The sequence below is a fragment of the Novosphingobium sp. B-7 genome, from assembly GCF_000410615.1.
GTDB lineage: Bacteria > Pseudomonadota > Alphaproteobacteria > Sphingomonadales > Sphingomonadaceae > Novosphingobium > Novosphingobium capsulatum.
Map to the genome: position 1 here is coordinate 1078 of NZ_KE148496.1, position 11186 is coordinate 12263.

11 protein-coding genes are annotated in these 11186 nt (G+C 63.9%); 10 read left to right on the forward strand and 1 reads right to left on the reverse strand.

Going from position 1 to position 11186, the window contains the following annotated elements; all coding sequences use genetic code 11:
• The first annotated feature begins 21 nt into the window (after positions 1-21).
• From H926_RS0122005 to mobF, 10 genes are all read left to right on the forward strand, one after another.
• A complete protein-coding gene (locus H926_RS0122005; RefSeq protein ID WP_028658359.1) occupies positions 22-951 on the forward strand; it encodes a HEPN domain-containing protein in 930 nt (309 codons plus the stop codon).
• 503 nt (positions 952-1454) lie between these two features.
• Complete coding sequence (locus H926_RS0122010) at positions 1455-1724, forward strand: AlpA family transcriptional regulator (RefSeq protein ID WP_022678177.1); 270 nt, start codon at positions 1455-1457, stop codon at positions 1722-1724.
• Positions 1725-1729: 5 nt separating this feature from the next.
• Positions 1730-2617, forward strand: a complete 888-nt coding sequence (locus H926_RS0122015; RefSeq protein ID WP_028658360.1) for a replication initiator protein A — start codon at positions 1730-1732, stop codon at positions 2615-2617.
• Between the two features lie 191 nt (positions 2618-2808).
• Complete coding sequence (locus tag H926_RS29825; RefSeq protein ID WP_022678179.1) at positions 2809-3333, forward strand: DUF2840 domain-containing protein; 525 nt, start codon at positions 2809-2811, stop codon at positions 3331-3333.
• The gene (locus H926_RS0122025; RefSeq protein WP_022678180.1) at positions 3330-3911 is read left to right on the forward strand and encodes a S26 family signal peptidase; all 582 of its coding nucleotides are present in this window, start codon (positions 3330-3332) and stop codon (positions 3909-3911) included. Before H926_RS29825 ends, H926_RS0122025 begins: the two co-directional genes overlap by 4 nt.
• A gap of 245 nt (positions 3912-4156) precedes the next feature.
• Positions 4157-4861: a lytic transglycosylase domain-containing protein gene (locus H926_RS29830; protein WP_082209295.1), complete on the forward strand. Its 705-nt coding sequence runs from the start codon at positions 4157-4159 to the stop codon at positions 4859-4861.
• Positions 4862-5438: 577 nt separating this feature from the next.
• Entirely contained in the window at positions 5439-5657 is a 219-nt protein-coding gene (locus H926_RS33850) for a hypothetical protein (RefSeq protein ID WP_158442038.1), read from the forward strand.
• Positions 5654-6025 carry a hypothetical protein gene (locus H926_RS0122035; protein WP_022678182.1) on the forward strand — a complete coding sequence of 124 codons (372 nt, stop codon included), beginning with the start codon at positions 5654-5656 and terminating at the stop codon, positions 6023-6025. Before H926_RS33850 ends, H926_RS0122035 begins: the two co-directional genes overlap by 4 nt.
• Positions 6022-7932, forward strand: a complete 1911-nt coding sequence (locus tag H926_RS0122040; RefSeq protein WP_022678183.1) for a type IV secretion system DNA-binding domain-containing protein — start codon at positions 6022-6024, stop codon at positions 7930-7932. The genes H926_RS0122035 and H926_RS0122040 overlap by 4 nt, the downstream gene beginning before the upstream one ends.
• On the forward strand, positions 7932-10697 hold the full coding sequence (gene mobF / locus H926_RS0122045) for a MobF family relaxase (protein WP_022678184.1): 2766 nt from the start codon (positions 7932-7934) through the stop codon (positions 10695-10697). The genes H926_RS0122040 and mobF overlap by 1 nt, the downstream gene beginning before the upstream one ends.
• A gap of 158 nt (positions 10698-10855) precedes the next feature.
• On the opposite strand, the gene H926_RS35610 is transcribed toward mobF, so the two are convergent.
• Positions 10856-11140 (reverse strand): hypothetical protein, encoded by a 285-nt coding sequence (locus tag H926_RS35610; protein ID WP_082209296.1) that lies wholly within the window; start codon positions 11138-11140, stop codon positions 10856-10858.
• Between the last annotated feature and the right edge of the window lie 46 nt (positions 11141-11186).

Genomic DNA, 11186 nt, shown 5'->3' on the forward strand with positions numbered 1-11186 from the left:
GCGCGACAGGGTGCCGACGTCATGCGTAGTGATCTCGACCATCTTCCTGCCAACAAGCAGCGCGAGCTTGAGCGCGTGGTGCAGATCGTCTACGAGGAATTCGAGGACGCGCTGGCCCTGGCTTCCCACGAGTGGAAGAAGAAGGGCCGCATTCTCAAGGTCATCCTCTACGGCAGCTATGCGCGTGGCGGCTGGGTGGATGAGCCCCACACCGCCAAGGGCTACCAGTCGGACTATGACCTGCTGATCATCGTCAACGACAAGCGCCTGACCGACCGGGTGAAGTACTGGGCCAAGGTCGATGACCGGCTGATGCGCGAGTACGGCATTGCCGGCACGATCAAGACCCCGGTCAATTTCATCGTCCACACGCTGCAGGAGGTGAACGACGGGCTCGCCCATGGTCGCTACTTTTTCATGGACGTGGCCCGCGATGGCATCGCGCTCTACCAGAGCGACGACACCGAATTGCACCAGCCCAAGCCGAAGACGCCGCAAGCGGCGCTGGCCATGGCCAAGGAGTATTTTGAGGAGTGGATGCCCAGCTCAGCCGAGTTCCTTGAAGGTTACAAGTTTTATATGGGAAGGAAGAGTTGGAAAAAGGCTGCGTTTCTGCTGCACCAAGGCGCAGAGGCTTTGTACCACTGCGCACTTCTTGTGAGGCAGAACTACACGCCACACAATCACAATATCGCGTTTCTGCGTACGCAGGCTGAACGGCTCGACGTCCGTCTCGTCCATGTCTGGCCTAGAGATAATCGCAAGCAACGGGCCATGTTCGAAAAGCTCAAGGAAGCTTACGTCAAGGCGCGCTATTCCAAGCACTACCGGATCACCGAAGAGGAACTGGCCTGGTTGGGCGAGCAGGTCGAGGAGTTGGGCCGTGTCGTTCACGCCATCTGTTCCGAACGTATTGCCCAATTGGAGGTGACGGCGCGGCAGGCTGGCTAGTAGCCCAGACCCTTGTCCCGGGAAGGCACCTGACAGTGGCGTCTGGCAATAGATGGGGCAGGCGATGGTGACACAGGTCGTGGGTTCCTAACGGAGACAGAGGTCTTGCAGATACGGGAGTTTGCCGCTCATCTTGGCGCGTACCGCTCTGGCCCAGCCTGGTGACCATCCTGGGCCTGACCACGACTGTGACGTCGCTTTCCGACAAGACCGTGAACAATTCCGCGAAAGTATAATACGCGAGCGGCGCGGCCAGCGTCCTGCCGCCGATCTGTTGCTTCTGCCTCTCGCGGCGTAGCGCTGCGTGCGCTGCCTGCGACCTTGGTCAGGCCAAACATCGCCATGCGCCCAATGCTGCGGCTTGTCGCGCCGCTGACCCCGGCGGTGTGACAAAAGTAGCGGGGGCATTTTTGTCACTCCGCCAAGGCACCAAAACCACGCCAGACTTGGGCTCTCTCGACTGCGCTACGCCGCAGCACGTCGGAACATGACGGAGCCTGACAATGAACTCCATTCCTGCCCCGATCTATCCCCGCTATTTGCGCACGCCCGATGCGGCCGTCCATCTCGGGTTGTCGCCGCGCACGCTCGAAAAGCATCGCTGCTATGGCACTGGTCCAGTCTATCACAAGCTTGGCGGTCGGATTGTCTACGCGCTCGCCGACCTCGATGCCTGGGTCTACCCGGGGCAGCGACGCTCGACGCGTGACCCAGGGCGCGGCGTAGTCCATCCGGCTCGCCGCCAGCCCGGCACCGGGCCGGTGCGGCGGTGAGCGCCCTGTCCGCCGCGTCGGCGCGCACCAAGCCGTCAACGCGCGACGAGCCTGACCTGTTCGTGCCCCGGCGTGGCCCGATCGCGCCGCGCGACGCACAGGATCTCATGGTCTGGCCGTTCTTCAGTCTCGCCAAGAACCACCGCACACGTCCGATTGATTTCCGCATGGGTGACGTCGCGATCCGGGTGGAGGCTACCCACGAACACGGCATGGCCACGATCTGGGATGCCGACGTGCTGATCTGGGCAGCGAGCCAGATCGTCGAGGCCCGCGATGCGGGCCACCCGACATCGCGGATGATTGCGGCGCGCCCGCACGACATTCTCACCTTCACGCGGCGGGGCACCGGCAAGGCCAGTTACGCGCGCTTGAAAGCCGCACTCGACCGCCTGCAGTCGACGACGATCGCTACAACCCTGCGCCAGCCAGAGCGTAGCAGCCGCCCTTGTTTTTCCTGGATCGACGCGTGGCGCGAATGCAGCGATGCGCGTGGCCGCGCTTGCGGCATCGAACTGATCGTGTCCGACTGGTTCTATCAGGCCATACTCCAGCCGCAGTGGGTGCTGACGATCGATCGCGCCTATTTCGGTCTCACCGGCGGACTCGAGCGCTGGCTCTACCGTCTGGTGCGCAAGCATGGTGGGCGCCAGGTGGGCGGCTGGACGTTCGATCTGCCCCATCTCCACATGCGCTCGGGTCTGCTCTGGCCGCTCAAGCGCTTCGCCTTTGCGCTGCGCGATATCGTCAGTCGCCAGGCCCTGCCGGGCTATACCCTCACGCTGTTTGCGGAACATGGCCGGCACTGGCTGCGCTTCGTGCGCTCTCCCGAAGATTGTTACGCCGTGGCCCTGCGGCGGGTCGGGCTGGCGCCTGTGGATAAGTCGTCATGACACACGGACGATCAGGAACCCCGACATTCAGACCATTGGGAACCGCTTTCTCGGACGATCGGGAACCGATTGGCGCGGATCACCCCGTTATTTCAGAGGCTTATTGGTCACCTAACCGACCTAACCAGGAATCCTCCGGATTCCTGCTAACGCCGTCATGCTGTGGACAATCCGCTGCTGAATGCGGCCGATTGGGTACAACGGCGTGCGCAGGGGCGGCGACCAGCAACCCCTCGGCTAGCGGTGCGACCGATGATCCGCTGACCCATGTCACGCTGTTCTGGCCGCACGGCCACTGCGAGCACTGGCTGCGTTTCGGCAAGCCGGTCGCCACCCGCCGCGGCGAGAGGGGGCGCCGCGTCGAGAGCTATGCGCCAGGCCAGATCTTCGCGCTGGTGCGCTGGGCCGGCCATGACCATGGCACTGCGCTCTCGCACCTTGCCATCGTCCGCGCTCTGCCACGCGGCACCGCCGTTTCGCGCCTCGCATCGGTCGATCCGGGCGGCGAAATCCTTCTTGCCGTCCAAGGCTGGCGCCGCGTAGCCCGCGTCTTTGCCGTAATCGCTGCGATCGAGGCGCTAGGCGTTGCGCCCGAGGAGGTCGCTGCGGATCACTGGCGGCTCATCCACCACCGCCTTGCCGCGCGCCGGACAGCGCGGATCAACGACCCCCGGTGCCAAGCCGCGTGGCTCGCAGGGCGGGAGAGACAAGCATGAACCGGCGCACCCTGCTTGCGATGGAGCTGGCCGTGGCCGCTCTGGTTGTGCCGACCCTGCTGCCTTCCCGGCCGCGCCTGGTATGGAACGCGTCGTCCAGCGTGCCAACCGGGCTTTACTGGATCGAGCCGGCCACGCAGCTGCTGCCAGGCGAGCGGCTCGTGGTGCGCCTGCCGGCGCCGTGGTCCACGCTGATGGCGCGGCGCGGCTACTTGCCGGCCGGCGTGCCGCTCATCAAGCCCTTGGCAGCGGCAGCAGGCACGCGCGTCTGCCGATTTGGCCCAGAGGTCACGATTGCCGGCCGCCCGGTGGCAGTGGCGCGCGCGCGCGATCGCGTTGGCCGCCCGCTGCCGGTTTGGTCAGGTTGCCTCTACCTCGCTCGTGATCAGTTGTTCCTGCTCGCACCAGCGCGCGGGGACAGTGTCGACAGCCGCTATTTCGGGCCAGTGCCGCGCAGCGCGGTGCTTGGCGTTGCCCACCCCGTGTGGACCGACGAGCGGGGCACCGGCAAACGTGTGTGGTTCGCTGCTGGCGCGTCCCCGCCTCCGCTTTCCCCTTTACCAAGGATGCGGCCATGAGCCCGAGCGATCCACTTCGCATGATGGCTGCGGGCGCTTGCCGCCCGGGGCCGAGGTTGCTCTGGTCAGGCGCGCTGCTGTCGGGTTTGCGGACAGGCGGAGATGGTAAGTGGGCTGGCGAATACCGGCTAGAGGCCATTGTGTCCGGGTTCGCGGCGCAGTGCAGACGGCTATTGCGCGCCAGCGACAGGCCTTATTGTCCGGCACGTTCTGGGCCGGCGTGGCCATTGCTGTGGCGCTGCGCCATGCGACATGTCGCGGCTGTCACGGCAGCAATCTGGGCCTGTGGTCTGGGACTGCCTGCCGTGCCGGCTTGCGCTAAGCCGGTGCCCCGTGTCGCAGCGCCAGACCCCGCTAGCCGATCGCCGTGGGCACCGTTCGTCGCTGAAGCGGCCGCACGGTTCGCCTTGCCTGAAGCCTGGCTGATGGCGATCCTCGCCGCCGAAAGCGGCGGCAATCCCGCCGCTGTCTCGCCGGTCGGCGCGATGGGCTTGATGCAACTCATGCCGGCGACCTGGCGCGCGCTGTCCCGCGCGCATGGCTTGGGTGACGATCCCTTCGCCCCTCGCGCCAATATTCTTGCTGGCGCTGCTTATCTGCGCAGTTTGCATGATCGCTACGGCAGTCCAGGTTTTCTTGCCGCCTACAACGCCGGACCGGGGCGCTACGAAGCCTATCTCCGCAGCGGGCGTCCCTTGCCCGCCGAGACGATGCGTTATGTGGCACGCCTCGCCTCCCGGCTTGCCGTGCCGGGGAATGTCGGTGCCGCTGACCCCACGATGCCAGAGCCGCATCCGGCATTACCGGACTGGCGTGCTGCCCCGTTGTTTTCCTCACCGCACCAGCCTGCCGCAGCAGCCGCTGCGATGAGCCCGGTCACGGTGGACTCGGATGTCGGGCTACCCAGCGCGGGGCTGTTTCCTCGGGAATGGGGGAGCCGCCAGCCATGACTGCGCAGCGTGCACCGTTGCGGCCTATTTGGCGGCCAGAGGCATTGCTGCCTGCGGATACCGGCCTGTCGGCATGGAGGCCAGGAGGCGGCGGAAAAGACGCGGCGCTCTCGCCGCGGAGCGCAGCGATTGCCCGTGTTGTGGCTGTGCCGCCGGCATGCGGTGCCTGTCATAGTCAGGCCTGGGACGGGATTATCATGGTCAGCGGTAGCCGCGGCGCGGCCTCGCATGGGCCTGCCTTGGTCACTGCAGATCGGGCAGCAGGTTCGGGGCTGACCTGCTGCCTGCATCAGGCAGCACAGCCCGATCCCCATTTGCTCCGCATTTGCCGGCAGGACGTGACCGCCATGGCGATGTTCCCTTGGCGCCTGGGCCACCTTCGCTTGGTCTGTCGTTGGCCAACGGCACACGGTGATCGCCAAGCTGCGTGCCATGGTCGCAAGGCGCTGATCCCGGTGTGGACCGCCGTACAGGAACCAGACTTGTCAACCAATGCGGGGGAGCGTTTGCGGCCGCGTCGGGTCGCCACGCAGTATCCCGTCCACGCCGTTCATCCCTTACCACAAAGGATGCAAAGATGCCCGATCTTTCCGCGATGCTCGCCGGTGCGAGGGGCTGCGATGCTTCGCATCGAGCCCATGATATTTCGCCACACCTCACGCACGTGCGCATCCTGGTTAGGCGCCAGTTTTCCCGAGCGTTCAGCGGTTTTGCCGACTGGGCTGGTGCTCCGAGCAGCGCATTGCGCGATGTTTGCAAGAGTGCTGCAGGCACTCTTGAGGAGGCGGTACGATGAGGCCGGTGCAGTACACCGTGCGCGTGCCAATCAAGGTCGACAAGGCCATTCGGGCTCTGGCCAAGCGCGAAGAGATCAGCGTCTACGCGCTCGTCCAACGCTGTGTGCAGGTTGGTGCGGAGACCCTTGCCGTGCCACCTGGATCTGACACGTCGGTGCAGGAGATCATCACGGAACTGGCACTGGCCAGTACGCGGTTGAGTGATGCCGAGCGGATGCTCGAGCGGGTGCTGTTCACCGCGTGCGCAGCGTATGGTTATGCGCGCGCCGCCGCCTTGGGGCTGGCAGAAAGCGATGAGACAATCACCGCAGAGATTAACGCGGCCCACCGTCGGCAAATGCTGCTGGCGCAGGAGCGCAAGCAATGATCGGCTCGTCGGATCGCCGCATCCATGCTGATGCGCTGTACAAGCAGCACCAGGGGCGAAGTCTGACATACTTCAAGCGGCAAGCGATCGCCTTGCTGGTTTGCGTTGCCCTGGGTGCGATGGCCTTGCCGAGCGTTTTCATAGAACGGAACGTGGTTGGCGCGGCCGAGACCTATCATTGGGCGCGTGTCAAACTCTGGGCCGTCTCGGCTTGGACCGAAGATACCGGGGTCGATGTCAGACGGGGTAACCAGATCGATAAAGACCGGTCGGCGCGCGCGATTATCGCGCATCCCTATTTTGCGCGCAGCGCCCGGCAGGTTCGGACCTACGCCGTGTGCGGGAGTGTGCTGGGCTGCTTAGCCTGGCTCGGTATCCTGCTGGCCGGGCGCGACATGGCGCTGCGCCGCTATGGCCGCTTGCTGGCTGACAGATGGATGGCCGGAACGGCGATTACCACAGAAACGCGTCTCGCGCGGCGGACGGCCAAGGAGGCGGTACGCTTGCCCTTGTCGATCGGCACCGTACCGATCCCGACGGAGTTGGAGACCCGCCACATGGCAATGATCGGCACGACCGGTTCGGGCAAGACGACTGCCCTGCGCCAGTTGCTCGACGCCATCGAGGCGCGCGGCGAGGCTGCCTTGGTCTACGACACCAGCGGGGAATTCATCGCCCACTATTACTGCCCCGAGCGGGGCGATATCGTCCTCAATCCTTTCGACGCCCGCTGCGCGTTCTGGTCGCCCTTTGCCGAGATCGCCCATCCCGCTGACGCAGACCGCATCGCCCGCCAGCTCATCACCGAGACTGATACGCATGACAGCGATGTGTGGCTCGAAACCAGCCGTATCCTGGTTGCCAACATGCTTCGGGCCCTCTGGCGCGAGAAGAAATGGACATTGGCCGACTTGCTGGACGCGCTCCAAAACAGGAGCAAAGCCGATCTAAAAGCATGGCTTGCCGCCACCTCGTCAGCGCGGACTTTCGCTGACGATGCCGACCGGGCGACTGGCAGCGTGCTCTTCATGCTCGCCAAAGCCGCCGACCTGATCCAGTTCCTGCGTGTCGAGGACAGCGGGGGCGTGCCCTTTGCTTTCCGCGATTTCATCCACGGGCTCGACAAGCGCGAGGGGGCCCGTCCCTGGATTTTCGTCCCGCGCAAGGAGGATTACTTCGAGGCCTCGAAGCCTTTGTTGGCCTGCTGGTTGGAGTGCGCAGCCAGCGCGGTGCTCGGCCTGGCGCCATCACCGGAGCGGCGCATCTGGTTTGTGTTAGATGAGCTTGCCGATCTGCCCCGGGTCGACAATCTGGCGCGACTGCTGCCCGAGGGCCGCAAGTTCGGCGCTGCCGTCATCCTCACCTTCCAGGCGCTCGGACAGATGCAGCATCGCTATGGGGCGCAGCTCGCCGAATCCATACTGGGGTGCTGCAACACCAAGTTGTTCCTGCAGACCATCGACGGAGAAACCCAGCAATGGGCGAGCCGCACCATAGGCGAGTGCGAGGTCGAGATCCGAACCATGACCGATGCCCTGGCTAAGCGCGAGGCAGGTTCGCGTACCACGTTGGGCAGCGTGCGCAAGGTCAACCCTCGCGTCTTGCCGAGTGAACTGCGCCTTCCCAAGTTCGAGGGTTACCTGCTTTTCCCCAATGGCCTGCCGCTGGCCCGAATCAAGCTGACCGCCGATCATATCTCCCAGCGTGGACCTGCCCGCGTGCCGGGCTTCGTGCCCGGTGACCCCAGCCATACGCTATGGGAACAAGCGACCGCCGCCACTCCACCGACATTGTCTGCACCTGCGCCTGCGCCTGAGTCGTTGCCTGCGCCGACAGCCGCGGCAGCTTCCGCTGCGCCACGACAGCCACCCAAGCGTCAGCAACCCAAAAGCCAGGGCCCTGTGTAATGGTCGCGTCCGTCTTTGCGCTAACCAATCCCGGGCAGGTCGCTAGCTATTACGAGGCTGATGATTTCCGCTCGGAGGGCGAAGTTTCGCCATCGTATTGGCAAGGCCAGGGGGCTGCGGCACTGAGTCTTTCGGGTGAAGTGGACCGTGAGCAGTTCCGGGCAATGCTCGAAGGCAATGTCGCTGGGCAGCAATTGGGTACCATGCGGGATGGCAACCGCGAACATCGTCCTGGATGGGACATCACATTGAGCGCGCCCAAGTCAGTGTCGATCATGGCCGAGGTCGCAGGCGACCAACGGCTGATTGCCGCGCATCGGGAAGCTGTGCACATTGCCATGACCCACGTCGAGCAGCACATGGCCGCAACGCGTGTCCGGGAGGGCAGCCAAACCGTTCGCGAAACAACCGGCAATCTGGTGATCGCTAGCTTCCAGCATGGTACTAGCCGGGCCCAGGATCCGCAGCTTCATACCCACAATGTGGTGATGAACGCGACACACGACGAAGATGGCAGGTGGCGCAGCCTGGAGCCTCGCGCGATTTATCAACTGCAGAAGCAGATCGGCGCCATCTACGGGCAGGAGCTGGCGCTCAAAGTCCGCGAGCTCGGCTATGAGATCGAAGCAGGCAAGAATTCCCAGTTTGAGATCAAAGGTGTCTCCAGTGAGATCATTGCAACCTTCAGCACCCGCAGTGCTGCCATTGAGGCCAAGCTGGCGGAGCGCGGCACTTCCCGGATCGAGGCCAGCGCGGCCGAAAAGCAGATAGCCACATTGGCCACGCGTCCCGCCAAGGTGGCTGCCGACCCTGCTGCTCTGGTCGAGGAATGGCGGGAGAAGGCGAGCAGGGCCGGATTCGACTCGGCGGCGCGATTAGGCCTGATCGAGCAGGCGCAGAAGAGGGCTGCAAGTTCGGCTTACCAAGGGGAACTGGCGATAGATGCGACCGTGGCCAATCGCGCTGTCGCCCAGGCTGCCGAGAAGCTGGGTGAGCGGCAATCGGTGTTCGCCAGTGCCGCCTTGCATGAGGAAGCGGGACGGATCGGACTGGGCAAGATCGGGTATGCCGAAATCAGTGCAGCCGTGAAAGCGGCCACCAGCGCTGGCAACCTGATCGAGCGGACATTCGTAGATCGTCGCGGCGCGGCGTTTTCCGGTTTCACCACCCGCGAGAATGTTGAGATCGAGACCAGCATGCTCAAGATCGAAGCCAAGGGGCGCGGGGCATTGGCGCCGATTGCCTCTCCACTCTCCGCTGCCAAGGCGGTTGCCAACGCTGCGATGCGGGCCGAGCGGGCAGGAATGGCCTGGAATGCAGAGCAGCGTGCTGCGACGCAGCAGTTACTCACCAGCCGTTGCCGGATTACGGCTTTGCAGGGATATGCCGGCACCGCCAAGACGACTACTGTCTTGGCGACGTTTGCGCGTGAGGCAGAAGCGCAAGGCGCATCGGTCAAGGCACTGGCACCAACGGCAGCGGCGGCTATGGTGCTGGGCGAAGCACTTGGCGCCAGAAGCGAAACGGTCGCTCGCCATCTGCTAACTCCGCAACGCACCCACTCGGGCCAGCCGGCAGTGTGGATCGTTGATGAGGCATCCTTGCTTTCTGCCCGCGACACGGCGCGTTTGTTCGCGCAAGCAGAAAAGGACAACGCGCGCGTCATCCTTGTCGGCGACGTCCAGCAGTTGGGATCGGTTGAAGCAGGTGCAGCCTTCGCCCAGTTGCAAGGCGCCGGCATGAACACGGCAAGGCTGCATGACATCGTCCGGCAGACCAACTTGGCGACCAAGGAAGCGGTCCTGGCTTCCATCGAAGGCGATGCAAGACGGGCACTTGCCGCGCTGGACCGGGGTGGCGGGCGCATCGTTGAAAGCGCTGACCGGGCCGAACGCTTTGCCGCCATGGCCACGCACTATGCCGGGCTGGACAAGGCAGTACGCGCGCGCACGCTGGTGATCGAGCCATCACGCGAGGGCCGTGACGCGCTCACTGTCGAGATCCGTGATGCCTTGACCCGAGCAGGCGCATTGTCCGGCCCGGCGGTCAGGATGCGCAGCCTGGCGAACAAAGGACTAACCCGTGTCGATGCGCGTGACCCTTTGGCCTACGACAAGGGTGATATTGTGCGCTTCACGCGCGACTATGTCGACAAAGGCGTGGTCCGGGGTGAAGCCTATCGGGTCGAGTCGATCGACCCTGACAAGGCGGCCATCACGCTCAAATCCGAGGACGGGCGGGAGGTGGATTGGCGTCTGCGGCAATGGGGGGCAACCAACAGCCAGGCGTTCGTGCCGCAGAAGTTGGACTTGAAGGTTGGCGACCGTATCCAGTTCACCCGCAATGACCGTGAGGCAGGGCGCATCAACGGCGACCGCGGCGAGGTGATCGCCGTGGACGAGCAATCACGCAGCGCGACTATCCGAACGGCGCGGGGGAAGAAGGAGACGCTGCAGCTTGATTCAGCACGCGATCAGCACATCCGGCATGCCTATGTGGACACGGCCTTTGCAGCCCAGGGCCGCACCGCCGACCATGTCCTGATCCATGCCGATAGCAAGGCAACCAACCTGGTCGATCAAAAGAGCTTCTACGTCGGCTTATCCCGGGCCAGGGCAACTGCGACGGTCTTCACCAATGATCGTGACCGCCTGATTGCGGCAATCAGCGAGCGGGCTGGGCAGGTGCAGACGGCTGTGGCGCACGTTGCCAGCGCGATGCCGGCGCCCTCTGCGGCCAAGACGCTCGGCGCTGGCTTGGGCTGAAAGTCAAAGAGGGTGGACGCGTGCAACCCGGTATCTGCTTTGTGATTTTGGTACTATTATTAATTTTGATAGCGCAAAATCTGATATTTGGCGCGGCTGTAGATCCACCGGCTTTCGTTAATGATGGCTTCGGCGCCAATGTCCACCACGGATGGTTTTTATCCGACGCTCACTTGCCGTGGACGGACGGAGCGCTGTTCAACCGAGCATGGGCTGGAATGGCCTTTGATCTCGCTCAGGCCTCGTTTTTCTTTATACGCTTCTACATCGGCGCGGGCGAGCAAATCATCGAGATTACCCAAGGCAGCGGCGGAAACGGCTGATCCGACGCTCGCACCGAGGTGGTGATAGTGGCCACCCGCCCAGATGGGCATTGAAACAGCCTCCCTTATTAGAGCTGAAAATGCACGGGCATCATTTTCGTGGCTAAGGCCAGTCTGCAATATTACGAACTCGTCGCCACCAACCCTAGATGGGGTAACGGTCCGG

Coding starts and splice junctions, on each gene's coding strand:
- H926_RS0122035 (WP_022678182.1), top strand. CDS start 5,654: ATGAGGCCGGTGCAGTACACCGTGCGCGTGCCAATCAAGGTCGACAAG.
- H926_RS0122005 (WP_028658359.1), top strand. CDS start 22: ATGCGTAGTGATCTCGACCATCTTCCTGCCAACAAGCAGCGCGAGCTT.
- H926_RS29830 (WP_082209295.1), top strand. CDS start 4,157: ATGCGACATGTCGCGGCTGTCACGGCAGCAATCTGGGCCTGTGGTCTG.
- H926_RS0122010 (WP_022678177.1), top strand. CDS start 1,455: ATGAACTCCATTCCTGCCCCGATCTATCCCCGCTATTTGCGCACGCCC.
- mobF (WP_022678184.1), top strand. CDS start 7,932: ATGGTCGCGTCCGTCTTTGCGCTAACCAATCCCGGGCAGGTCGCTAGC.
- H926_RS0122025 (WP_022678180.1), top strand. CDS start 3,330: ATGAACCGGCGCACCCTGCTTGCGATGGAGCTGGCCGTGGCCGCTCTG.
- H926_RS33850 (WP_158442038.1), top strand. CDS start 5,439: ATGCCCGATCTTTCCGCGATGCTCGCCGGTGCGAGGGGCTGCGATGCT.
- H926_RS0122040 (WP_022678183.1), top strand. CDS start 6,022: ATGATCGGCTCGTCGGATCGCCGCATCCATGCTGATGCGCTGTACAAG.